We start from the raw sequence: 22,226 nt of genomic DNA on the forward strand, positions 1-22,226 counted from the left end.
CACAGGGCCCGCACGCAATACAAAACACACGTGCGCAGTCTTGTCAGATCAGGGTTAAGAAAGGGTGGCAGCGGCCAGCGGAGGCAGGAGATATGGCGATCAATCCGCAAGAAAGGGCGCGGATGCTGAAAGCGCACTCGGTCGGGCCGATGACGGTGCGCTATCTCGAGGAGATCGGGATCGAACGCCTATCCGATCTGGTCCGCGCCAGCGCCGAAGAGCTGGCGTTCCGCATCGACATTGCGCTGGGGCGCAAGCACATCAACAAGTTCGGAATTGAGGCTCTGGCAAACCTGATCGCGCTGGCCGAGGCGGAACATAGGCAAAGCCGGGAAGCGAAGATGCCGCCCGAAGGCGGCATCTGATCACCTCACGTCGGTTGATGGCTCGACTAGGCCTAGACCTGCTCGAACGCACCATGGCAGTGCTTGTATTTCTTGCCGGAGCCGCAGGGGCAGGGCTCGTTTCGTGCGACCTTGCCCCAGGTCGAGGGATCCTGCGGGTCGCGGTCCTCGGGATTGACGGATATGGCCATGAAGCCGCCGCCTTCGCCGAAGTCGTCCTCGCCGGTCGTCCCGTCGATGTGGTGGCCGGCCATTTCCGGAAGCGCCGGGGCAGGGGCCTCGGCCGCTTCGCGAACGAGTTCGACGCGCATCAATTGTCCGGTCACGGTCTGACGCAGGTTCGCCAGAAGCGCCTGGAACAGCTCGAACGCCTCGCCCTTGTACTCCTGCAGCGGATCGCGCTGGGCATAGCCGCGGAAGCCGATGACGGAACGCAGATGGTCGAGGTTGACGATATGCTCGCGCCAGAGATGGTCGATCGTCTGCAAGACCACCGACTTCTCGACGTAGGCCATGATTTGCGGCCCAAAGCGCTCGGCGCGGTCAGCTGCTGCCTGTTCGGCGGCGGTCTTGACGCGCGCCAGGATGTCGGCCTCGTCGATGCCTTCCTCGGCCGCCCACTGCTCGACCGGGAGATCGAGGTTCAGATGCTGCGCGACAGCGGCCTTCAGGCCCGCGACGTCCCACTGCTCGGCATAGGCGTGTTCGGGAATGTGCAGCTTGACGAGGTTCTCGATGACCTCATGGCGCATGTCCTCGACGATCTCGGTGATGCTCTCGGCATCCATCAGTTCGAGCCGCTGCTCGAAGATAACCTTGCGCTGGTCATTCAGCACGTCGTCATACTTGAGCAGGTTCTTGCGGATGTCGAAGTTTCGCGCTTCGACCTTCTTCTGGGCGCGTTCCAGCGCCTTGTTGATCCAGGGATGGACGATCGCCTCGCCTTCCTTGAGGCCCAGCTTCTGCAGCATGCCGTCCATGCGGTCGGAGCCGAAGATGCGCATCAGGTCGTCCTGCAGCGACAGGTAGAACTTCGAGCGGCCCGGGTCGCCCTGGCGACCGGAGCGGCCGCGCAGCTGGTTGTCGATGCGGCGGCTTTCGTGCCGTTCGGTTGCCAGAACGTAGAGGCCGCCGGCGGCAAGCGCCTGTTCCTTCAGCTTTTTGACTTCTTCGACAATCGCCGCACGCTTTGCGTCGTATTCCGGGCCTGGCTCGACCTCGGCGAGGTCGCGCTCGAGGCGCATGTCGAGGTTGCCGCCGAGCTGGATGTCAGTGCCGCGGCCGGCCATGTTGGTCGCGATCGTGACAGCGCCAGGCACGCCAGCCTGACTGACGATGTAGGCTTCCTGCTCATGGTAGCGGGCGTTGAGAACCTGGAAGTTCTTCACGCCGGACATCTTCAGGCGTTCGGCCAGGAGTTCCGATTTCTCGATCGAGGTCGTGCCGACCAGGATAGGCTGGCCACGCTTCTGCGCGTCCTTGATTTCCTCGATGATCGCCTTGTACTTCTCTTCCGCTGTCCGGTAGACCTCGTCGTCCTCGTCAAGGCGCTTGATCGGCAGGTTGGTCGGCACTTCAACGACCTCAAGGCCATAGATATTGCCGAACTCTTCTGCTTCCGTCGAAGCCGTGCCCGTCATGCCTCCGAGCTTCTCGTACATGCGGAAGTAGTTCTGGAAGGTGACGGACGCCAGCGTCTGGTTTTCCGGCTGGATCTGGACCTTTTCCTTGGCCTCCAACGCCTGGTGCTGGCCTTCGGAATAGCGGCGGCCCGGCATCATGCGGCCCGTGAATTCGTCAATGATGACGATTTCGTCATTACGGACGATGTAGTCCTTATCCCGGGTGAAAAGCTTGTGGGCTTTCAACGCGTTGTTGATGTGGTGAACGATTGCGACGTTCTCCACGTCGTAGAGCGACTCGCCCTTGAGAAGCCCTGCATTACGCAGCAGATTCTCCAGCTTCTCCGTGCCGACTTCCGAGAAGTTGGCCGAACGCTGCTTTTCGTCGATCTCGTAGTCCTCTTCCGACAGCATCGGGATAAAGGCGTCGATGGTGATGTAGAGATCGGAGCGATCGTCGAGCGGGCCGGAGATGATCAGCGGCGTGCGTGCCTCGTCGACGAGGATCGAGTCGACTTCGTCGACGATCGCGTAGAAGTGGCCGCGCTGGACCATCTGGGCGCGGTCGTACTTCATGTTGTCGCGCAGATAGTCGAAGCCAAGCTCGTTGTTGGTCGCGTAGGTCACGTCGCAGGCGTAGGCGTCGCGGCGCTGGTCGTCGTCAAGGCCGTGCACGATGACGCCGGTCTTCATGCCGAGGAAGCCGTAGATCTTCCCCATCATGGCCGCGTCGCGGCGGGCGAGATAGTCGTTGACGGTCACGACGTGCACGCCCTTGCCGGCAAGGGCGTTCAGGTAGACCGGCAAAGTGGCCACCAGCGTCTTGCCTTCGCCGGTCTTCATCTCGGCGATCGATTTTTCGTGCAGGATCATGCCGCCGATGAGCTGGACGTCGAAGGGGCGCAGGCCCAGCACCCGCACCGCAGCCTCACGCGCCACGGCAAAGGCGGGCACTAGAAGGTCGTCGAGCGTTTTACCTTCACTTAGCTGCTTGCGGAATTCCACCGTCTTGGCGGCGAGCTGCTCATCGGAGAGCGCCTTCATTTCAGCTTCGAGGGCGTTGATCGCGTCGACCCTGCCCTTGTAAGAGCGGACGCGGCGGTCGTTGGACGAGCCGAACAGTTTGCGGGCGAGGCCGCCGAGGCTGACCATCGGGATGGTCCTTTCTTTTGTGTCGGGGGCGTTTCGAACAGCTTGCGATATGCGCGTAAAGCCGTGAAACGCCCGGAAACGTTCTGGACGCGAGATTGCGTGACAGATAAGAGGGGGGTCGAATGATGTCAACGGCGCAATCGGTTACACAACCGCCACATTCCAGTGCTGTTCAACCGATTGAGTGTCTCTTTCGTCCCGAATTTGGCCTCTGTGAAAGGTTTATGAGAATGTTCAGATACAGCAAGCTCGCAGCCGTCGCGATGATCGCGATCGCTGCTGCACACGGTGTGGCCTCCGCAGAGGACGAGCCTGATCCGGTCGTCGCCAAGGTCGGCGGCGTGGAAATCCATCAATCCGAGATCGATCTCGCTATCGCCGGCCTCGATCCGCAGCTTGCGAATCTGCCGCCGGAACAGAAGAAGGTCGCTGCCCTGTCGGCCCTCATCGACGTGAAGGTGCTCGCAGCGGGCGCCTCCAAGGAGGGGCTGGAGAACGACACGACGTTCAAGCAGCGTGTTGCCTACCTTACCGAGCGCGAACTGCATAACGCCTATTTCAAGAAGCATGTCGTTGACGCGGTAACCCCGGAAGAAGTGAAGGCCCGCTACGAAAAGGAAATTTCCGCGGTCCAGCCGCAGGAAGAAGTGCGCGCCCGCCACATCCTGGTGAAGACCGAGCAGGAGGCGAAGGACATCATCACCGCCCTCGATGGCGGCAAGAATTTTGCCGACCTCGCCAAGGAGAAGTCGACGGATGCAGCCTCCGAAGGCGGCGACCTTGGCTATTTCACCAAGGGGCGCATGGTGCCGGAGTTCGAAACGGCTGCCTTCGCGCTGGAAAAGGGCGCCTACACCAAGACCCCCGTCAAGACACAGTTCGGTTTCCACGTCATCCTAGTCGAAGACAAGCGCACGCAGGCCCCGCCGACGCTGGAACAGGTCGAGCCGCAGGTCCGCCAACTGGTCATGCGTGACAAGTACATCGCGCTTCTCGAGGCGGCAAAGGCATCGGCAACCGTCGAGATCGAGGATCCGGCGTTGAAGAAGTCCTACGACGAGATCAGCAAGCCGCAGGCCGACGTACAGGGCGAGCCAGCTGCCGAGCCGAAGAACAACTAACATTGTAATTAGGCCCGCCCCTCAAAAGGCGGGCCTTCCACTGCTTACGGGAAATGCCATGTCCGCCACCGTCTCGCCGCTTGCCCCGAAATCCTACGCTGAAATGCCGCCGGTCCGTGGCGTGCGCATGGCGACCGCCGCCGCCGGCATCAAGTACAAGGGCCGTACCGACGTGCTGATGATGGTCTTCGATGCACCGGCATCGGTGGCCGGGGTCTTTACCACGTCGAAGTGCCCCTCGGCTCCGGTCGATTTCTGCAAGGCGAACCTTTCGGGTGGTAAGGCCCGGGCCGTGGTCGTCAATTCCGGCAATGCCAATGCGTTCACGGGGCGCAGGGGTCGCGAATCGACCGCGATGACGGCTGCCGCTGCAGCCAAGGCCGTGGGATGCGGCGAGGGCGAGGTCTTCCTAGCCTCTACCGGTGTGATCGGCGAACCGCTTGACGCCACCAAGTTTGCCGGTGTGCTCGACGACCTCACAGTGTCCGGCAAGGAGGATTTCTGGTTCGAGGCGGCAAAGGCGATCATGACCACGGATACCTATCCGAAGGTCGCCACCCGGACTGCCAGGATCGGCGGCGTGCCCGTCCGCATCAATGGCATTGCCAAGGGGGCTGGCATGATTGCGCCTGACATGGCGACCATGCTGTCTTTCGTGGTCACGGATGCCGATATTCCGGCGGCCGTGCTTCAAACGCTCCTGTCCGAAGGTGTCGGCCCGACCTTCAACTCGGTGACGGTCGACAGCGACACGTCGACGTCGGACACGCTGATGCTGTTCGCCACGGGTGCTGCTGCAGTCGACGGCCAACAACCGGTGAAGGGTTCTTCCGATCCCGCTCTGGCCGAATTCCGATCGGCGTTGAACGAGTTGTTGAAGGATCTCGCCCTGCAGGTGGTTCGCGACGGCGAAGGCGCGCGCAAGATGGTCGCCGTAACGGTCGAAGGCGCCGAGAATGACGCTGCGGCCAAGCGCATCGCCCTTTCCATTGCCAATTCTCCGCTCGTCAAGACGGCAGTCGCCGGCGAGGACGCCAACTGGGGACGGGTGGTGATGGCCGTTGGCAAGTCCGGCGAAATGGCCGACCGCGACCGCCTCGCGATCTGGTTCGGCGATGTGCGGGTTGCCGTCGACGGCGAGCGGGATCCGGCCTATTCGGAAGCAGCGGCTTCGGCCGTCATGAAGGAACAGGATATTGCCGTGCGCGTCGATATCGGCCTCGGTAGCGGCAAGGCGACCGTGTGGACCTGCGATCTCACAAAGGAATATGTCGAGATCAACGGCGACTATCGCAGTTGAGCGGCGGGGAAGGCATCAGTGACAGATCCCGACCTCATTCGCTTCAGGGAGCAGAGCGCCATGGCTGACCTGGCAAGCGTGCGCCGGCTGGAAGCCGTCGCCTTTCGTGCCTGGCCGGCGGTGTCGACCCAGTATGATGGCAGCTGGCTGATCCGCTTGACGGCAGGCCACCCTTCCAAACGCGTAAACTCCGTCAATCCGCTCGATCCATCCGACACGCGTGATATTGCCGTGCGACTGGAAAAAGCCGGCAAGCGCTTTTCCGACTACGGGCGGCCGTTGCTCGTACGCCAGACGCCGCTTGCCCCACCCGCGCTGATCGCATTCATGGATGAAGCCGGATGGAGCCATGTCGGCGAGACGGCGGTGATGATGGCGAACCTGTCCGATACAGCGCTGCCGGAAAGCGCTGATGGGGTGGAGCATTTGCCGAGCCGGGATGTAGGGCGTTTCGTCGATGCGCGCATCCGGGTTTCCGGCGATGATCCTGCGCTGAAGCCCGGACTGACCGAGATTGTCAGTGCCATCAAGCCGGAGACAGGGCTGTTCATTTTCGAGGAGCCGGGCTTCGGCCCCTCCGCAGTATCGCTGACGGTTCAGGACAACGACCTTGCCGGCGTTCTGCAGCTTGCCGTCGCACCGGAACTGCGCTGCCGCGGGATCGGGACGACGATTTTTCACTCTTCGATGCGCTGGGCGCGGCTGCGCGGAGCGAAGAGGGCCTGGGTGCAGGCAGAAGTCGGAAACGAAGGCGCGCTGGCACTTTACCGCAACGCCGGATTCCGCGAAGTCTACCGCTATATCTACCGTGGACCGGCCAAACCATGACACAATCGACCTCCCGCAAGATCGTCCTCGTCGCTGCTTGCGCCCTCATTGATGCAGACGGTCGCATTCTTCTTGCCCAACGGCCGGAGGGAAAGTCGCTCGCCGGACTGTGGGAGTTCCCTGGTGGCAAGGTCGAACCTGGCGAGACGCCGGAAGAGACACTGATCCGAGAATTGCACGAGGAACTCGGCATAACCACCAAGGTTGCATGCCTGGCGCCGCTGACTTTTGCGAGCCACAGCTACGATGACTTCCACCTGCTGATGCCGCTCTACGTCTGTCGCCGATATGAGGGCACTGCGCACGGCCGTGAGGGGCAGGCTCTGAAATGGGTCAAGCCGAAGATGCTGCGGGACTACCCCATGCCGCCGGCCGATGAGCCGCTGATCCCCTATCTGATGGATTTGTTGTGATTTTGCATCGCGTCGGGATCTTTATTTCCCTTCGTTAATCCATCGTTTATCTCCGTCGTCCAAATAATAGCCCTGCTATTGCGCGACCGCATATGCGGAAACGTCCTGGCACTTTTGAACCGGCGCATGGCTTTTTCCGTTATCCGGGTACCCGACAACGGGGCGTGCGTCAGTGTAAAGGTCCATAGAGAGTTACGGAAATGCGGGACGACGAATTCTGGCAAGCAGTTCAAGACAAGGAACTGACGACGGTTTCCGGCAACGGCCGCACTGGTGTTCTCAACCTTGCGCTTTTGTTCGGTACGGCGGCGATTGCACTCGCGCTGGTGCTGACGCCGGTCCTTTCGTCCAAGACGAATACGCGCATCATGGCGCAGACGCCGGATGAGTTCGACATGATCTCGACCGGGTCGGTGCCGAAGCGTGGTGAAGGCAAGCGTTACACGGTCCGCAGGAGCGTGCTGCAAGAAATGCCCGGTGCGGTCTGCATCGTTGATGGAAACGGTGTCTCGAGCGGCTGCTGAAGAGCAACCAGCACGCGCGACCGCCGCAATCTCTGGTGTTCAGGTAAGCGAGGTCGTAATGCGTCAGTTCAAAGCTCTGATCCTGGGCCGAAGCGGTGCGACCGCGGTCGAATACGGCCTGATCGCGGCCCTCATCTCCGTCGGCCTGATCGGCGGACTGGGCGCCTTTGGCGAACAGTTGCAGATTGTCTTCGAGACCATTCGGGATGCCGTGGCAAACGCGGGCTGAGCGAACTCAATTAGCCGAAATCCTTTGACTTGAGCGCGTCGGCGAGCCGTACCTTTGCCGAACCCGGCTTCAGCGGTTTCTGCTGGCTCTCATGCGGAGCCCAGCCGGACAGGTAGACAATCGAAAATGTCGCGCGGACCCGTCCGTCGGGATCGGAATAGCGCTCGGCGTAGAGTTCGGCGGCCCGCATGAAGAAGGCGCGCGACAAAGGCTTGCGGCTGCGGGCGGCAAGCGGGTTGGCCATTCCCATGGCGCGCAGGTCGCGCATCAGCGGAAATATCGAGTCGTACCGGACGGTGTAGGTCTCCTTGTCTGTGACGGGAAGCGCAAAGCCGGCGCGCTGAAGAAGGGCACCGATATCGCGAATGTCAGCGAAGGGAATGACGCGAGGGCTTGCGCCGCCGGTCATCTCGGCCTCTGTCTGCAACAACACCTCGCGCAGTTCCTGCAACGTATCGGCGCCCGGGATGGCGGCGAGAAAGAGCCCATCGGGCTTGAGGGCGCGGCGAATCTGCACGAAGACGCCGGGTGTGTCATTGGTGAGATGCAATGACAGTGGCGAGACGGCGAGGTTGATCGATGCCGGTTCCAGCGGCAGTCGCTCAAATGGGGCCGACATGAAGGTATCGCCAGCTTTTGCGAAGGTCGGGTCTGTCTCGATCCGCGAGATGTGTCCGATCTTTCCGGTTCGTTGCAGAGCCTCTGCGACGATGCCGGTGTAGCCGTGGATCTCAACGGCTTCGTCAAAGCGGCGCTCGATGACGCCGAGCCTTTCCGACAACTCGTCGGCGGCCAGCTTCAATAGAAAATCAGCCGGTGCTGTTGCCGCGTTAAGCGTGCGTAGCCGATTTTGCTCAACCAGGGCTTGATCAAAGATCGCTTCCAATGAACACTTCCCGTGTTTCAGGCTGCGGCCGATGCGCAGCGGCAAGTCTTGCTGTGCAAAGGCGCCATGGAAATGGGATTGTCAATCGCATGACGCAAACCGGACTTGGCAAATTTCGTAGAATTGTCCTGCAAGGTGGCCGGAGTGTTGCGGCTGTGGCGATCGATTTCATCTATCCGCCGACCTGCCCCGGTTGCCAGGTGCTGCTTGGCAGGCATGCCGGGATTTGTGCGCGCTGCTGGTCGTACCTCCGCTTCATCGAGCGGCCGTATTGCGAAGTGCTTGGCGTTCCCTTCTCCCACGATCTTGGGGCAGGTATCCTGAGTGCCGATGCGATCGCCGATCCGCCTCCCTTTGCCCGCCTTCGATCGGCCGTGCTGCATGACGGGCTTGCACGTACGCTGGTTCATAACCTGAAATATCGCGACCGCACCGATCTGGCCCCGATGATGGCGGCCTGGATGGTAAGAGCAGCCGACGGAGAGATCGAGGCCTGCGAGGTGATCGTACCGGTGCCGCTGCACCGCTACAGGCTGTTTGCGCGCAAATTCAATCAGTCGGCCGAGCTTGCACGGGCGATTGCGCGGCAAACAGGAAAGCCGCTCGTTCTCGGCGCGCTGCAGCGAACGCGACGTACCAAGCGGCAGATTGGCCTTAGCGCGGCGGCGCGGCAGGAAAACGTACAAGGCGCCTTTTCGGTTAGTCAAAATGGCAAGACGGCACTTTTCGGAAAGCGCGTACTCCTGATCGATGACGTCTACACGACCGGAGCGACCGTATCTGCGGCAACGCGGGCACTGAAGCGCGGGGGCGGTGCGGCAGAGGTCAGCGTTTTGACCTTTGCAAGGGCCCTCGCCGACCATATATGAGAACTGAAACACGGTTACGGAGAAATCGCAGGCATGGCATCGGTCGACATCTACACGCGGCAATTTTGCGGCTACTGCGCCGCTGCCAAGAAGCTCCTCGAAACGAAGGGCGTCGCCTATACGGAGTTTGACGCGACCAATGCGCCGGAAGTCCGTCAGGAGATGATCAATCGGGCGGGCCGCAACACTTTTCCGCAAATATTCATCGACGACGAGCATGTCGGCGGCTGCGACGACCTGCATGCGCTTGAGCGTGCCGGCAAGCTCGACCCGATGCTGGCGGCCTGAAGGAGGCGACGATGTCCGTGAAGATTGCCGCCGTTCAGATGTGCTCTGGCACAGATCCGAAGGCGAACGCCGAGGCAATGGCCCGGCTGGTGCGCATGGCAGCCGCGCAAGGCGCGACCTATGTGCAGACGCCGGAAATGACGGGCGCCGTGCAAAAGGATCGTGCCGGCCTGAAGGCAGTGCTGAAGGACGAGACCGCTGATCTGATTGTCAAAACGGCATCGGACCTTGCCGCCGAACTCGGCATCTACCTCCATGTCGGCTCCACGGCGATCGCGCTTGCTGATGGCAAGGTTGCCAACCGAGGCTTCCTCTTTGCCCCGAATGGCGAGCGGATCTGCAGCTATGACAAGATCCACATGTTCGACGTCGATCTGGACAACGGCGAGAGCTGGCGCGAGAGCGCGGTATACAGCGCTGGCAGCGTCGCGAAGCTCGCAGACCTACCCTTCGCCAAGCTGGGCTTTGCCATCTGCTACGACGTGCGTTTCCCTGAACTCTTCAAGGCGGAGGCTCAGGCGGGCGCACAGATCATTTCCGTCCCGGCCGCCTTCACGCGGCAGACGGGTGAGGCTCACTGGGAGACGCTCCTTCGGGCCCGTGCCATCGAGAACGGTGTCTTCATCATCGCCGCTGCGCAGGCTGGGGTGCATCAGGACGGGCGCGAGACGTTCGGGCACTCGATCATCATCGACCCCTGGGGGCGCGTGCTTTCGGCTGCCGGCGGAACTGGCGAGGCTGTCATCACCGCGGAGATCGACGTTGGCGCGGTCAAGGCCGCCCACGACAGAATTCCGAACCTGAAGAACGGTCGCGCGTTCACAGTGGAAGAGATTTCTCTTCCGGCGAAAGGAGGCGTTGCAGCTTGATCCGCTACGACCTCATTTGTGACAATGCCCACGAATTCGAGGGCTGGTTCGGCTCGGCGGAGGATTTCGACCGACAAAAGGAACGCGCGCTCGTTGGTTGCCCCTCTTGCGGCTCGCCGCGCGTGACGAAACGCCTGATGGCGCCATCCGTGTCAACGGCGCGCAAGAAGGAAGAGCAGCGGCACGCCGTCATGAACGCTCACAATCAGGAAGTGATCGACAAGCTGCGCGAACTCGTTACCACCATCAAGGCCAACGCCGAAGATGTGGGGGAGCGGTTTCCCGAGGAGGCGCGCAAAATCCACTATGGCGAGGCCGAGCAACGCGGCCTGATTGGCAAGGCAACCGCCGAAGAGGCGCGCGAGTTGATCGAGGAGGGTGTCGAGATCGCACCGCTTCCCGTTCTCCCAGACGACAACAATTGATCATTTGAAGCAGCCGAGGGACGCTGGCTCATTATCTCGCGATGTGTAATTTCGGGCTGCATGTCGAGACTACGACAGCCCGGCTTCTTTCGAGCCGTGCCGAAATTGTCACCTGGCGAGAAGGTGAACGCATCTCATCTATCTTGAGATAGTCCTCGCCTTTTGGGCAAACCGTCACGCAGACGGGCATTGGCAGCCTCCGCGCGTGCTGGACCATTGTCGATCCGGTTCCAGCGCGATGTCTATTGCCGTAACGGGGCTTTCTTGTGCCGTTGGTAAGGCAAGCACTGAAGCCCGTCATCAGCGTTGCCAAGTATTTCAAATACCTACGCATGGCAGAGCTCTTGGTTGTGAGGAGCTGAGCGCAACAGTGCAGGAGTGGAAAATGCGCGTAGGCAGCCTCGCTTGTCGGCTCATCTCTCGGCTGAAATTACGGGCTGCCCATGGTCTGCGCTCAGGGTTGTGCAGGTAATGAATATGATGCGTCTGCGCGAAATTGCAAACAAGTCTTGCTTCCAGAGCAATCGCGACTTGCCCCCACTGCCTGGGCGACGGCACACATTGCCGTGTCCGGCGCCAAAACTGATAGTAGGTGGCAGATTTCCATGCAGCCTTGACTCGCGAAAGGTCTGTGTCACCTTCGTGTGTACATTTTCGGCTCATCGAGGAGCGACGTTTATGTCAGGTGCAATGGTGAGTGGCGAGGCTACGCCCTCCTGGCAAGACCGTGCCATTGCAAAACTCGCGACCAACTACGAATTGGATGACGAAAGTAAAGCTATAGCCAAGACAGCATTCAGCGCCCTTGGCCAAGTTCTGCATGATCGGCGACTTTACAGTCCCCATACCATTTCTGAGCCTACAATTATTGTCGGCGGACAACAGTTTGCCGTTCCCTTGAATGGACCGGAGGTGCCTGCCGCAGTAATTGACCAACTGGCTTCAAGTCCGATCCTAAGACAATACGCAGACAACGGAAAGCTTACCGGCGCGGGGATTCAGGCGCTGCTTAACAATCCGGCGGCAGTTCGCTCGATCTTCGGAGGCCGGTTTCCGATACTGGCTTGTATGGATGCCGATTAATCTTGACGACGAGACGCGTAATTCCCTGGACGGGAGTGCTCAGGCAACACTGATTTCTGGAGTCTGCAATAGCATTCTGCTCTTTTGTGGCCTTCTCATCGCCGGGACATTCACTGTTGTCACAAGCAGCCGGTTCAATTTCGACAACATCGTTTTGGTCGCTGCGATTGTATGCGTGTTCGGCTTGAGCTTCTTTGCCGGCATCATCGCGCTCATTGGAATTATGAAAGCGCACAACCTGGCGCGAAGAGCAGAACGGTTTCGCTTGGGGTTGGACGCGGGGAGGCAGAGAATAGATTCGGCCAGACGGCACTCGGTGTTGCTGTCAGTGGCCGCGTTCTACCTGACAATAGCTGCATCGCTGGCAGCCTTTGCGGTCGTGGCCATATATCTTTTTCAAAGAAATCTGCCGGAATCGTCTCAGTTGAACGGCATTACAATCGTCAAGAGCGCTGGGACGACGACGATAACGGTAGGTAAAGCTCTACAGACAATCCAAATGGGTCACGACGGAAAAGTTTGCAAAACAGTAGTCCCAATCGACGGCGGCCAAATTACCATTGATTCCGCATGCTAAAGCGGCGTTTTCTGACAGCGCGTAGTGCGGCGACAGGAAACCATTGGGCAAATTCGCGAATGTTCACCGTAGCGCCACGGACACGTCGACCGGCCCGCTGGGCTTGGCAATTCACCAAATCTTCGCGCGATCCGATCGTCCCCGACCAGGATAGCATACCCGTGCCGCGCCGACTAAAGCGGTGTATGGATCGACGTTCGCATCTGGCGTAGCGGACGTCGATCGCGGCGAGAGGTTTATGCTGCCTGGGGCAGGTTATCGTTTGCCCCGCACTCTAGCCCGCCCTATCCGCACAAGGGGCGAGGGGGTGGGAAGGTGCCGGCAGATGGATGAGCGATTGTGAGAGCCGCTCACACCTGCGGCCGACGCGCGACCAGCATGTAGTTCACGTCCATGTCCCGCGACAGGTTCCACTGGTTGGCAAGCGGGTTAAAGAAAACGCCGGTGCGGTCGGTGATATCGAGACCGGCGGCAGTGAGCGGCTTTTCGATTTCCTCGGGGCGCACCAGCTTCTCGTACTGGTGCGTGCCCTTCGGTAGCCAGCGCAGGACGTTCTCGGCGGCGAAGATGGCGAGTGCTGCCGCCTTCAGCGTGCGGTTGATGGTGGCGACGAACATCATGCCGCCTGGGCGCACCATCGAGGCGCAGGTGGTGAGGAAGAAATCCACGTCGGCGACGTGTTCCACCACCTCCATGTTCAGGACGATATCGAAGCTTTCGCCGGCTTCCGCCAATGCTTCTGCGGTCACCGCGCGATAATCGACATCGACGCCGCTGCCGGCGGCGTGGGCCTTGGCGATGCCGATGTTCTTCTCCGAGGCATCGGCGCCGACGACGTTTGCGCCCATGCGTGCCATCGGTTCGGACAACAGCCCGCCGCCGCAACCGATGTCGAGGATGCGCAGGCCCTCCAGCGGTCGATGGGCCTTGGGGTTGCGACCGAAATGCGCCGAGGCCAGGTCGCGGATATAGGTGAGGCGGACGGGGTTGAACTTGTGCAGCGGGCGGAATTTGCCGGAAGGATCCCACCACTCCGCGGCCATGGCGGAGAAGCGATCGACCTCGGCCTGATCGATGGTCGTGCGGACTGGCTCGCTCATGGAAGGTCTCCCTGGTTCTTCTGCGCTCTGAAGTCGGACGGTTGCGGCCGGATGTCAAGAGCTGTCAGGCTGGGGCGTTTCTGGCTTCTCCGGTCTGTCGAATTGGACTAGGCTGTTGAGGCTCAGGCTCACTGCGGGGAACGCAGAACCTCGACGCCTACGAGTCCCATATGCGCGGCACTTGGCTTCACAACATGCAGGATACGCCCGAGAGGTTCACGGATTGCGCGCCTCCGGGCGCTTGCCTTGCGAAGAACCTACTTCAACTTCGTGGTTGTTCTGGCGAGCCTTGGGCAGTTGGGACGCGACGATGGATTGCGCCAGTTGGTGCGCGAAGCGGAGGACGCGGCTCCCAACGATTTTCCGGGCTACTGGCGGATCTTCGCGGCGTACTCACACAAAGATCATCATGCCCATTTCATCGATGGGCTGCGAAGATCGGGCCTGTCGGTCGCTCGCTGATCGTTGTCAGACGGGCGGCAGCCTGCCGGCCATCTCCGCCACCGGAAACGACATGCCCGGCGTGAGCGGGATGTGGAGGAGTGCGCATCTTTCGAGCCCAAGACTGGCGTAGAAGGGTTCGGCGTTCAGGCTGGCATGAACGAAGAAGGTGGTGATGCCGACGGCGGCGGCGGCACGAGCGCAATGCTCGTAGATCAGACGTCCGATGCCCTCTCCTAAGTGGTCCGGGTGGGTCGCGAAATGCCGAAGATGCGCAGCCCCGGCCGCAAGCGGGCTCCCGTCCGGTGCGGTGGGTGACCAGCCACCGCAACCGAACAGCATGCGGTCTGGCCCTTCCACGAGGTAGAAGCGGCCGGAGGCGAGCAGGTCGGGTTTGGCTACTGTCATCAGCGGCAGAGCCAGCGCAAGGACGTCTTTGTCATAGGCGGCAGGCATCAGAAATGTGTAGGAGGCGGCAAGCAGGGCACTGACGACTTCAGCGTCGGGAGTCGTCGCGACACGAAGCGACATGGCCAGGCATTCACGGTCTTTCTCCATCGAGGCCTCGTTCTAAGTTTTCTCAGCTAAATCCGCATGCCGGTGCACGAGTTGCCATTGGCCATTCAAGCGACGGAAGATCTCGGTGACGCGCAGGCGCATTGGAACCGGCTCCGCGACGCCTCTGAGGCGCGCCTTAGCGTTCTGGTAGCCGACCCAGTACCCAAGCTTGCCGTCGTGCCCCATGTGGATGATTTCCATGTCGCTCTCGCCGCCCACGTCGAAAAAATTGGCGTCACCGACATAGCGCGCAAGCACTTGTTCGGCGCCCTCGACGACAGGACCCTGTGGATGAAAGAAGCTGGCAGGGGAGTTGGTGGCGGCGATGTCTTCGAGCGGGGCTGTGTCGCCGTTGATGTAGGCCAGCGCCACTTCCTTGCGCTTCTGGATGAATGCGTGGAAATCGTCAGACATGTGTCGGCCTCCGTTCGGCTCACGCGAAGTCTGGTGTCGCCGAAGTGCATCTGCCGTGAGTTGATCACCCCGGCGGCGGCAGTGTGACGATCTTCGACCCTTCCGCAGCCGGTTGCAACAGCGGCGTATCAAGCAATTTGCTCGGATGGTCTAGGCAACCGGAACCGGCTGGAAGGCGGTGCGAACCATGTCGGCCATGCCGGCGATTGCCGCACTCGTTCGCTGCGGGTTGAGCTTGAGCACGACACGCGAGGAGTCGACCGGGGGGAAGCCGTCGTCGCGAGATAATTCGCGGCAATCGGCCGGGATATTGCTGCGGGCAAGCGGAGCGATGGCGAGACCGGCGGATACCGCCGTTTTCAGGCCCCCGGAGGTGTCGCAACTGAAGGCAACTCTGTAGGGGATCGCGTGTTGCTCCAGCGAGCGAAGGGCAAAATCGCGATACCAGTGTGAGTTCTGATAGATCGCAATCGGCACCGGACGGGCAACATGGACATCGTGGGCCCTCGATGTCGCCCAGACCGTTGGGTCGATGCAGAGCACGTCGCCACTGTGACGCCCGCGCCAGTCGAAGACGATGGCCAGGTCGAGTTCGTCATTTTCCAGCGCGGCGATCTGTTGGGCCGAATGGGCACAAAGCACGGTGACCTCGGTGGCGGGATTGCACTCGGCGAAAGCGGCGAGTGCCCGGGGCAGAATGGTTTGGGTGTATTCCTCGGGGATGCCGATGCGCACCGGCCCGTCGAGCGGCTTCGAGCGCATTGTCGCCGTCGTCTCGTCGATCAGACCGACGATGCGGTGGGCGTAGGGAACAAGGCGCTGGCCGTCGATCGACAATGTGACACCGCGCGGCCCCCGTTCGAAAAGCGGCGTTCCGACTATCTCCTCCAGCCGCTTGAATTGCATGCTGACGGCTGATTGTGTGCGCGAGACAATCTCGGCGGCGCGGGTGACGTTCCCCGTTTCGGCGAGGACGAGGAAGGTGCGCAGCACTTTCCAGGGGCAGGGACATGGCTTTGCAATCGATTTTCTGAATGGCAGCCATAATGACTATTCGTTTGTCAAATGTCTACTATCCGTCAAACCCTGCCACCGGAAGCGTGGAGGGTGACGAGCGTGAAACGAACACAATCGGGGAGGCGGCGGCTGGTGAAGACGGTTTTTGCTTGGCTGCGGAAGCATCGGCAAAAGGCGGCGGAGCGCCGGGCACTGGCACTACTTTTTGCGCGGCAGGATAGGCGGCTACTTGCCGATGCGGGATTCGCCGAGGGGCAGGCTGGTCTGCCAAAGGGTTGCGACAGGACACGTGGGCAATTGGCCACGTGACCAGCGCCAGCCGCATTGGCTTTCGTGACGCGGGCGTGCAACGGGCCAAGCCTTGCCATTGCGCCCTGCCCCCTCTTCCGCTAATAGACCCCGCGACTTCCCGCGCGCGTTCGCGCGACCCATCAGTACCGGTAGATAGATATGGCACGCATCGTGATGAAATTCGGCGGGACCTCCGTCGCTGACCTGGACCGCATTCACAACGTTGCGCGCCACGTCAAACGCGAGGTCGATGCCGGCCATGAGGTGGCTGTGGTGGTTTCGGCGATGTCGGGCAAGACCAATGAGCTTGTCGGCTGGGTACAGGGCATGCCGAAGGCAACCGGCGCCAACTCGCCCTTCTACGACGCGCGCGAGTATGACACGATCGTCGCCTCGGGCGAGCAGGTGACGTCTGGTCTGCTTGCGATCGCGCTGCAGTCGATGGGCATCAACGCCCGCTCCTGGCAGGGCTGGCAGATCCCGATCAAGACCGACAACGCCCATGGCGCGGCGCGCATCCTCGACATCAACGGCGAAGAGATCATCCGCCGCATGGGCGAGGGGCAGGTCGCCGTCGTTGCCGGCTTCCAGGGCCTCGGCCCGGACAACCGCGTCGCCACGCTCGGTCGGGGCGGCTCTGACACATCGGCCGTGGCGATCGCAGCTGCCGTCAAGGCCGATCGCTGCGACATCTACACCGACGTGGACGGCGTCTATACGACCGATCCGCGCATCGAGCCGAAGGCGCGGCGGCTGAAGCAGATCGCTTTCGAGGAAATGCTGGAAATGGCGTCGCTGGGCGCCAAGGTGCTGCAGGTGCGCTCGGTCGAGCTTGCCATGGTGCACAAGGTACGCACCTTCGTGCGTTCGTCCTTTGAGGATCCCGATGCGCCGGGCATGGGCGATCTTCTGAACCCGCCCGGTACGCTGATTTGTGATGAGGATGAGATCGTGGAACAAGAAGTCGTAACCGGCATCGCCTATGCCAAGGATGAAGCGCAGATTTCGCTGCGGCGCGTCGCCGACCGGCCAGGCGTCTCGGCTGCGATCTTCGGGCCGCTCGCCGAAGCCCATATCAACGTCGACATGATCGTCCAGAACACCTCCGAGGACGGCTCGAAGACCGACATGACTTTCACCGTGCCCTCTGGCGACATGGAAAAGTCGCTGAAAGTGCTCGACGCCGCCAGGGACAAGATCGGCTTCGACGTGATCCAGCACGAGACCGGCCTGGTCAAGGTCTCGGTCATCGGTATCGGCATGCGTAGCCATGCGGGCGTTGCCGCGTCGGCCTTCCACGCACTTGCCGAGAAGGGCATCAACATCAAGGCGATTACCACCTCGGAAATCAAGATTTCCATCCTGATCGACGGTCCCTACGCGGAACTCGCAGTCCGCACTTTGCATTCCGTCTACGGTCTCGATAAGAAGTAATCGAGCGGATTCGCCAGGCGCCCGCCTGGCTGCATCCAGGGTGGGTTCATTTTCGGGAGACGCCACGCGATGAGAGACCTCTCCGCGGGTCCGCGCGTACTTCTCAAGCGGCTGCGCGAACTAATGGCGGAGCCGCTCGAGCCACAGGATCGCCTGGACCAGATCGTGCGCCAGATCGCGCAGAACATGGTCGCGGAAGTGTGTTCCGTCTACGTGCTGCGTTCCGATGGCATTCTCGAACTCTACGCCACCGAGGGTCTCAATCCCGGCGCCGTCCACCTGGCTCAGTTGAAGATGGGCCAAGGCCTCGTCGGCACGATCGCCGCTTCGGCGCAGCCGCTCAACCTTTCGGATGCGCAATCGCATCCCGCCTTCCGCTATCTGCCGGAGACGGGCGAGGAGATTTATCATTCGTTCCTCGGCGTGCCGATTTTGCGCACAGGCCGCGCGCTCGGCGTTCTCGTCGTGCAGAACAAGGCGAGCCGCACCTATCGCGAGGACGAGCTCGAGGCGTTGGAAACGACCGCCATGGTGCTGGCAGAGATGGTCGCGACCGGCGAACTGAAGAAGCTCACCAAGCCCGGCCTCGAACTCGACCTGTCAAGGCCGGTCTCGATCGACGGCGCCAGTTTTGGTGAGGGGATCGGGCTCGGCTATGTCGTTCTCCACGAGCCGCGCATCGTTGTCACCAATCTTCTGAACGAGGATTCGGAGCACGAACTGGGGCGGCTTGCCGAGGCGTTGGGATCCTTGCGCATCTCGATCGACGATATGCTGTCGCGCCGCGACGTGCCGGTCGAGGGCGAGCACCGTGAGGTGCTCGAGACCTACCGCATGTTCGCCCATGATCGCGGCTGGGTACGCAAGCTGGAAGAAGCGATCCGCAACGGCTTGACGGCGGAGGCGGCGGTCGAGCGGGTGCAGAGCGAGACGAAGGCGCGGATGATTCGGCTGACGGATCCGTATCTGCGTGAGCGCATGCACGACTTCGACGATCTTGCCAATCGACTGCTCCGCCAGTTGACCGGCTATGGCGCGAAGCTCTCCGCCAGCAGTTTCCCGAATGATGCGATCGTGGTCGCACGCGCCATGGGCGCCGCGGAGCTCCTGGACTATCCGCGTGAAAATGTGCGCGGGCTGGTGCTGGAGGAGGGGGCCGTCACGAGCCATGTGGTGATCGTGGCCCGCGCCATGGGGATCCCGGTCGTGGGCCAGGCGGCCGGCGCGGTTGCGCTTGCCGAGAACAACGATGCGGTCATCATCGACGGCGACGAAGCCAAGGTGCATCTGCGCCCGGTGCAAGACCTGCAGCGCTCCTATGAGGACAAGGTCAGGCTTCGTGCCCGCCGCCAGGCGCAGTATCGCGCGTTGGTCGCAGTCGATCCGGTCACGAAGGACGGCAGGCAGATCAACCTCCAGATGAATGCGGGCCTGCTGGTGGACCTGCCGCATCTGGCCGAATCGGGCGCGCTCGGCATCGGGCTCTTCCGTACCGAGCTCCAGTTCATGATCGCCTCGACCATGCCCAAGGCCGAGGAGCAGGAGGCCTTCTATCGCAACGTGCTGAAACAGGCTGCGGGGCGGCCGGTGACGTTTCGCACGCTCGACATCGGCGGCGACAAGGTGGTGCCCTATTTCCGCAGCACCGACGAGGAGAACCCTGCGCTTGGCTGGCGGGCGATCCGGCTGTCGCTGGACCGGCCCGGCCTGCTGCGCACGCAGCTCCGCGCGATGCTGAGGGCGACGGCCGGAAGCGAATTGCGGCTGATGTTGCCAATGGTGACGGAAGTGGCCGAGCTCAGAGAGGTTCGCGGACTGCTGCAGAAGGAGATCGAGCGGCAATCGAAGATCGGCGAACAACTGCCGAAGAAACTGCAGTTCGGTGCCATGCTGGAGGTGCCGGCGCTGCTCTGGCAGCTCGATGAGCTCATGGCGGAGGTTGATTTCGTCTCCGTCGGTTCGAATGACCTGTTCCAGTTCACGATGGCGGTCGATCGCGGCAATGCACGCGTCTCTGACCGGTTCGATAATCTCGGTCGTCCGTTCCTTCGGGTTTTGCGCGACATCGTGCGGGCAGCGGAGCGCAATTCGACCCCCGTTACCCTTTGCGGGGAAATGGCGGGTAAACCGATCACGGCGATGGCGCTGCTCGGCCTGGGGTTCCGTTCGGTGTCGATGTCGGCAACTGCGTTGGGACCGGTGAAGGCGATGCTTCTGAGCCTTGACGCAGAGAAGCTCGAGGCAGTGTTGGAAGCGGCGCTGGAGGACTCCCGGCCGACGCAGACCGTGCGGCAGATCCTGACGGACTTCGCCGCCGAGAACAGTATACCGCTATAGCGATCCGCGATTTGCGGATGCGGGGCGACCCATTGATTAACATCCGTGCACGGCCTTTTCGACGACCCAAAGGGGCAGTAGCAGTGTGCGATTGAAATTCTGGAGTTCTACGGTGGCGAAGCTTCCGGTTGAAAAGATGCGCGAACTGGAACGCCGCTTCGGCGAGATCGAGGCACGCATGTCCGCCGGTCCCGATTCGGAGACCTATGTGCGGCTCGCGTCGGAGTATTCCGAGTTGCAACCGGTGGTGACGAAGATCCGCGAGTATCAAAAGACGGAGGCTGAGGTTGCCGACCTCGAGGCGATGCTTGCGGACAGGGGGACGGATCGCGAGATGCGCGACCTCGCTGAGATGGAGTTGCCCGACCTGAAGGCCACTATCGAAACGTTGGAGCAGGAAATGCAGATCCTGCTTCTGCCAAAGGACGCCGCCGACGAAAAGAGCGCGATCCTGGAAATTCGAGCCGGCACAGGCGGCTCCGAAGCCGCGCTTTTCGCCGGTGATCTGTTTCGCATGTATGAGCGCTTCGCGTCTACAAATGGCTGGAAGGTGGAAGTGCTATCGGCCAGCGAAGGCGAGGCTGGCGGCTACAAGGAGATCATCGCGACGATCTCCGGACGCGGCGTGTTCGCCAAGTTGAAGTTCGAATCCGGAGTTCACCGCGTTCAGCGCGTGCCGGAGACTGAAGCAAGCGGGCGGATCCATACCTCGGCTGCGACAGTTGCGGTGCTGCCCGAGGCCGAGGAGATCGACATCGAGATCCGCGCGGAGGATATCCGCATCGACACCATGCGCTCGTCGGGCGCGGGCGGACAGCACGTCAACACGACCGACTCAGCCGTGCGCATCACGCATTTGCCGACTGGGCTGGTCGTGACGAGTTCGGAAAAGTCGCAGCACCAGAACCGCGCCAAGGCGATGCAGGTGTTGCGCTCACGCCTCTACGACATAGAGCGCCAGCGGGCCGAGAGCGAACGATCCGCCGACCGCAAGAGCCAGGTCGGTTCCGGCGACCGTTCCGAACGCATCCGCACCTACAATTTTCCGCAAGGCCGCGTGACCGACCATCGCATCAACCTGACCCTCTACAAGCTCGACCGGATGATGGAAGGCGAGATTGACGAGGTGGTGGACGCGCTGGTTGCCGATTACCAGGCCGGTCAGCTTGCCCTGCTTGCCGAGCAGCGGGGCTGATCGATGACCGCCGTCACAGTTTCCGATGCGCTCGCCGATGCGCGCCGACGGTTGGTCGGGGGCGGCATCGCGGATGCGGCGCGCGAGACGCGCCTTCTGGTCGGCGGTCTGTTGGAGCTGGAGCCGGCCGCGCTGATTTCCGGGGGCGCACGGGTGCTGACCCAAGCCGAGCTGGAACTGCTTGAAACTGCGCTGGTTCGCCGGTTGGCTCGGGAGCCGGTTTACCGCATCCTTGGCAGCCGTCCATTCTTCGGTCTTACGCTGACCCTTTCACCTGATACGCTCGAACCGCGGTCTGATACGGAAATTCTCGTCGAGCGGTTGATGCCGCGTGCGCGGGCTATCGTGGCCGATAAGGGCACTTGCGGGGTCCTTGACCTTGGTACGGGGACGGGTGCGATCTGCCTGGCGCTGATCGATGCGGTTCCCGGCGTCGTCGGTACCGGCACGGACATCTCGCCCGGCGCTCTTGAGACGGCGCGAGCCAATGCCCAATTGAACGGCCTGGCGGATCGGTTTGATTCTGTCGAGAGCGACTGGTTTTCCGCGGTGGACGGCACCTTCGACATTATCGTGTCAAATCCACCCTATATTCGTTCGGATGTGGTCGACGGTCTTGCCGATGAAGTGAGGCAATTCGATCCGCGGCGTGCGCTCGACGGCGGCGACGATGGGTTGACGGCGTATCGCGCAATCGCCCGCAAGGCTGCGGACCATCTCGCACCGGCGGGCATTGTCGGTCTCGAGATTGGCTACGACCAGAAGGAGCCGGTAGCAGCGCTCATGAGCGGGAGAGGTTTCCGCTTACTTGAGGCAGCTCCGGACCTCGGCGGGAACGACCGGGTTCTCATTTTTGCCAATAGCTGACGTGCTGGTGTTGTTGCAGATACACAACTTCCTGTTCCGGTG

The 22,226-nt window shown here is 61.6% G+C and carries 24 protein-coding genes; 18 read left to right on the top strand and 6 right to left on the bottom strand.

The genetic code is table 11. The features are described 5' to 3' along the window. The first annotated feature begins 92 nt into the window (after window positions 1-92). Window positions 93-365: a hypothetical protein gene (locus IB238_RS20190; RefSeq protein WP_192251168.1), complete on the top strand. Its 273-nt coding sequence runs from the start codon at window positions 93-95 to the stop codon at window positions 363-365. Window positions 366-397: 32 nt separating this feature from the next. Here the strand turns inward: IB238_RS20190 and secA are convergent, their stop codons facing one another. Next, complete coding sequence (secA, locus tag IB238_RS20195; protein WP_192251183.1) at window positions 398-3,118, bottom strand: preprotein translocase subunit SecA; 2,721 nt, start codon at window positions 3,116-3,118, stop codon at window positions 398-400. A gap of 230 nt (window positions 3,119-3,348) precedes the next feature. On the opposite strand from secA, the gene IB238_RS20200 reads away from it, so the two are divergent. From IB238_RS20200 to IB238_RS20225, 6 genes are all read left to right on the top strand, one after another. After that, the gene (locus tag IB238_RS20200; protein WP_192251186.1) at window positions 3,349-4,239 is read left to right on the top strand and encodes a peptidylprolyl isomerase; all 891 of its coding nucleotides are present in this window, start codon (window positions 3,349-3,351) and stop codon (window positions 4,237-4,239) included. Between the two features lie 58 nt (window positions 4,240-4,297). Next, window positions 4,298-5,539 carry a bifunctional glutamate N-acetyltransferase/amino-acid acetyltransferase ArgJ gene (argJ, locus tag IB238_RS20205; RefSeq protein ID WP_192251189.1) on the top strand — a complete coding sequence of 414 codons (1,242 nt, stop codon included), beginning with the start codon at window positions 4,298-4,300 and terminating at the stop codon, window positions 5,537-5,539. Between the two features lie 60 nt (window positions 5,540-5,599). Then, window positions 5,600-6,367 (top strand): GNAT family N-acetyltransferase, encoded by a 768-nt coding sequence (locus IB238_RS20210; protein WP_192251192.1) that lies wholly within the window; start codon window positions 5,600-5,602, stop codon window positions 6,365-6,367. Further along, on the top strand, window positions 6,364-6,780 hold the full coding sequence (gene mutT, locus IB238_RS20215) for an 8-oxo-dGTP diphosphatase MutT (RefSeq protein ID WP_192251195.1): 417 nt from the start codon (window positions 6,364-6,366) through the stop codon (window positions 6,778-6,780). Before IB238_RS20210 ends, mutT begins: the two co-directional genes overlap by 4 nt. 200 nt (window positions 6,781-6,980) lie before the next feature. Next, window positions 6,981-7,304: a hypothetical protein gene (locus tag IB238_RS20220; RefSeq protein ID WP_192251198.1), complete on the top strand. Its 324-nt coding sequence runs from the start codon at window positions 6,981-6,983 to the stop codon at window positions 7,302-7,304. A 58-nt stretch (window positions 7,305-7,362) separates the two neighbouring features. Further along, window positions 7,363-7,533 (top strand): Flp family type IVb pilin, encoded by a 171-nt coding sequence (locus IB238_RS20225; RefSeq protein ID WP_192251201.1) that lies wholly within the window; start codon window positions 7,363-7,365, stop codon window positions 7,531-7,533. A 10-nt stretch (window positions 7,534-7,543) separates the two neighbouring features. On the opposite strand, the gene IB238_RS20230 is transcribed toward IB238_RS20225, so the two are convergent. After that, window positions 7,544-8,419 carry a methyltransferase domain-containing protein gene (locus tag IB238_RS20230; protein ID WP_192251204.1) on the bottom strand — a complete coding sequence of 292 codons (876 nt, stop codon included), beginning with the start codon at window positions 8,417-8,419 and terminating at the stop codon, window positions 7,544-7,546. An 89-nt stretch (window positions 8,420-8,508) separates the two neighbouring features. On the opposite strand from IB238_RS20230, the gene IB238_RS20235 reads away from it, so the two are divergent. From IB238_RS20235 to IB238_RS20260, 6 genes are all read left to right on the top strand, one after another. Next, entirely contained in the window at window positions 8,509-9,288 is a 780-nt protein-coding gene (locus IB238_RS20235; protein WP_192251206.1) for a ComF family protein, read from the top strand. Between the two features lie 33 nt (window positions 9,289-9,321). Beyond that, complete coding sequence (gene grxC, locus IB238_RS20240; protein ID WP_192251209.1) at window positions 9,322-9,576, top strand: glutaredoxin 3; 255 nt, start codon at window positions 9,322-9,324, stop codon at window positions 9,574-9,576. 11 nt (window positions 9,577-9,587) lie between these two features. Beyond that, on the top strand, window positions 9,588-10,445 hold the full coding sequence (locus tag IB238_RS20245) for a carbon-nitrogen hydrolase family protein (RefSeq protein ID WP_192251212.1): 858 nt from the start codon (window positions 9,588-9,590) through the stop codon (window positions 10,443-10,445). Next, a complete protein-coding gene (locus IB238_RS20250; RefSeq protein ID WP_192251215.1) occupies window positions 10,442-10,870 on the top strand; it encodes a DUF1178 family protein in 429 nt (142 codons plus the stop codon). Before IB238_RS20245 ends, IB238_RS20250 begins: the two co-directional genes overlap by 4 nt. Before the next feature lie 678 nt (window positions 10,871-11,548). Next, entirely contained in the window at window positions 11,549-11,953 is a 405-nt protein-coding gene (locus tag IB238_RS20255; RefSeq protein WP_192251218.1) for a hypothetical protein, read from the top strand. Then, window positions 11,943-12,530 carry a hypothetical protein gene (locus IB238_RS20260; protein ID WP_192251221.1) on the top strand — a complete coding sequence of 196 codons (588 nt, stop codon included), beginning with the start codon at window positions 11,943-11,945 and terminating at the stop codon, window positions 12,528-12,530. The genes IB238_RS20255 and IB238_RS20260 overlap by 11 nt, the downstream gene beginning before the upstream one ends. Window positions 12,531-12,880: 350 nt before the next feature. Here IB238_RS20260 and ubiG read toward each other — a convergent pair whose 3' ends face one another. Then, on the bottom strand, window positions 12,881-13,630 hold the full coding sequence (ubiG, locus tag IB238_RS20265; protein WP_192251224.1) for a bifunctional 2-polyprenyl-6-hydroxyphenol methylase/3-demethylubiquinol 3-O-methyltransferase UbiG: 750 nt from the start codon (window positions 13,628-13,630) through the stop codon (window positions 12,881-12,883). A 246-nt stretch (window positions 13,631-13,876) separates the two neighbouring features. Between ubiG and IB238_RS20270 the strand changes: the two genes are divergently transcribed. After that, a complete protein-coding gene (locus tag IB238_RS20270) occupies window positions 13,877-14,092 on the top strand; it encodes a hypothetical protein (RefSeq protein ID WP_192251227.1) in 216 nt (71 codons plus the stop codon). Between the two features lie 6 nt (window positions 14,093-14,098). On the opposite strand, the gene IB238_RS20275 is transcribed toward IB238_RS20270, so the two are convergent. From IB238_RS20275 to IB238_RS20285, 3 genes are all read right to left on the bottom strand, one after another. Continuing rightward, window positions 14,099-14,629, bottom strand: coding sequence for a GNAT family N-acetyltransferase (locus tag IB238_RS20275; protein WP_192251230.1), 531 nt, complete (start codon window positions 14,627-14,629; stop codon window positions 14,099-14,101). Between the two features lie 12 nt (window positions 14,630-14,641). Continuing rightward, window positions 14,642-15,043 (bottom strand): nuclear transport factor 2 family protein, encoded by a 402-nt coding sequence (locus tag IB238_RS20280; protein WP_192251232.1) that lies wholly within the window; start codon window positions 15,041-15,043, stop codon window positions 14,642-14,644. 150 nt (window positions 15,044-15,193) lie between these two features. After that, window positions 15,194-16,036, bottom strand: a complete 843-nt coding sequence (locus tag IB238_RS20285; RefSeq protein ID WP_348648274.1) for a LysR substrate-binding domain-containing protein — start codon at window positions 16,034-16,036, stop codon at window positions 15,194-15,196. Between the two features lie 474 nt (window positions 16,037-16,510). Here IB238_RS20285 and IB238_RS20290 point away from each other — a divergent pair, with 474 nt between their 5' ends. The 4 genes from IB238_RS20290 (at window position 16,511) to prmC (ending at window position 22,184) form a co-directional block, all read left to right on the top strand. Continuing rightward, window positions 16,511-17,785: an aspartate kinase gene (locus IB238_RS20290; protein ID WP_192251235.1), complete on the top strand. Its 1,275-nt coding sequence runs from the start codon at window positions 16,511-16,513 to the stop codon at window positions 17,783-17,785. 69 nt (window positions 17,786-17,854) lie between these two features. Then, window positions 17,855-20,122 (top strand): phosphoenolpyruvate--protein phosphotransferase, encoded by a 2,268-nt coding sequence (ptsP, locus tag IB238_RS20295; RefSeq protein WP_192251238.1) that lies wholly within the window; start codon window positions 17,855-17,857, stop codon window positions 20,120-20,122. 112 nt (window positions 20,123-20,234) lie between these two features. After that, on the top strand, window positions 20,235-21,317 hold the full coding sequence (prfA, locus tag IB238_RS20300) for a peptide chain release factor 1 (protein ID WP_192251241.1): 1,083 nt from the start codon (window positions 20,235-20,237) through the stop codon (window positions 21,315-21,317). A gap of 3 nt (window positions 21,318-21,320) precedes the next feature. Continuing rightward, a complete protein-coding gene (prmC, locus tag IB238_RS20305; protein WP_192251244.1) occupies window positions 21,321-22,184 on the top strand; it encodes a peptide chain release factor N(5)-glutamine methyltransferase in 864 nt (287 codons plus the stop codon). The last annotated feature ends 42 nt before the right edge of the window (window positions 22,185-22,226 follow it).

The sequence above is a fragment of the Rhizobium sp. ARZ01 genome (assembly GCF_014851675.1).
In the GTDB taxonomy this organism is placed as follows: domain Bacteria; phylum Pseudomonadota; class Alphaproteobacteria; order Rhizobiales; family Rhizobiaceae; genus Mycoplana.

What these genes read in the sequence shown, in the direction of transcription:
- IB238_RS20190 (WP_192251168.1), top strand. Translation starts at nt 93, where the DNA reads ATGGCGATCAATCCGCAAGAAAGGGCGCGGATGCTGAAAGCGCACTCG.
- secA (WP_192251183.1), bottom strand. Translation starts at nt 3,118, where the DNA reads ATGGTCAGCCTCGGCGGCCTCGCCCGCAAACTGTTCGGCTCGTCCAAC.
- IB238_RS20200 (WP_192251186.1), top strand. Translation starts at nt 3,349, where the DNA reads ATGTTCAGATACAGCAAGCTCGCAGCCGTCGCGATGATCGCGATCGCT.
- argJ (WP_192251189.1), top strand. Translation starts at nt 4,298, where the DNA reads ATGTCCGCCACCGTCTCGCCGCTTGCCCCGAAATCCTACGCTGAAATG.
- IB238_RS20210 (WP_192251192.1), top strand. Translation starts at nt 5,600, where the DNA reads ATGGCTGACCTGGCAAGCGTGCGCCGGCTGGAAGCCGTCGCCTTTCGT.
- mutT (WP_192251195.1), top strand. Translation starts at nt 6,364, where the DNA reads ATGACACAATCGACCTCCCGCAAGATCGTCCTCGTCGCTGCTTGCGCC.
- IB238_RS20220 (WP_192251198.1), top strand. Translation starts at nt 6,981, where the DNA reads ATGCGGGACGACGAATTCTGGCAAGCAGTTCAAGACAAGGAACTGACG.
- IB238_RS20225 (WP_192251201.1), top strand. Translation starts at nt 7,363, where the DNA reads ATGCGTCAGTTCAAAGCTCTGATCCTGGGCCGAAGCGGTGCGACCGCG.
- IB238_RS20235 (WP_192251206.1), top strand. Translation starts at nt 8,509, where the DNA reads ATGACGCAAACCGGACTTGGCAAATTTCGTAGAATTGTCCTGCAAGGT.
- grxC (WP_192251209.1), top strand. Translation starts at nt 9,322, where the DNA reads ATGGCATCGGTCGACATCTACACGCGGCAATTTTGCGGCTACTGCGCC.
- IB238_RS20245 (WP_192251212.1), top strand. Translation starts at nt 9,588, where the DNA reads ATGTCCGTGAAGATTGCCGCCGTTCAGATGTGCTCTGGCACAGATCCG.
- IB238_RS20255 (WP_192251218.1), top strand. Translation starts at nt 11,549, where the DNA reads ATGTCAGGTGCAATGGTGAGTGGCGAGGCTACGCCCTCCTGGCAAGAC.
- IB238_RS20260 (WP_192251221.1), top strand. Translation starts at nt 11,943, where the DNA reads ATGCCGATTAATCTTGACGACGAGACGCGTAATTCCCTGGACGGGAGT.
- ubiG (WP_192251224.1), bottom strand. Translation starts at nt 13,630, where the DNA reads ATGAGCGAGCCAGTCCGCACGACCATCGATCAGGCCGAGGTCGATCGC.
- IB238_RS20275 (WP_192251230.1), bottom strand. Translation starts at nt 14,629, where the DNA reads ATGGAGAAAGACCGTGAATGCCTGGCCATGTCGCTTCGTGTCGCGACG.
- IB238_RS20280 (WP_192251232.1), bottom strand. Translation starts at nt 15,043, where the DNA reads ATGTCTGACGATTTCCACGCATTCATCCAGAAGCGCAAGGAAGTGGCG.
- IB238_RS20290 (WP_192251235.1), top strand. Translation starts at nt 16,511, where the DNA reads ATGGCACGCATCGTGATGAAATTCGGCGGGACCTCCGTCGCTGACCTG.
- ptsP (WP_192251238.1), top strand. Translation starts at nt 17,855, where the DNA reads ATGAGAGACCTCTCCGCGGGTCCGCGCGTACTTCTCAAGCGGCTGCGC.
- prmC (WP_192251244.1), top strand. Translation starts at nt 21,321, where the DNA reads ATGACCGCCGTCACAGTTTCCGATGCGCTCGCCGATGCGCGCCGACGG.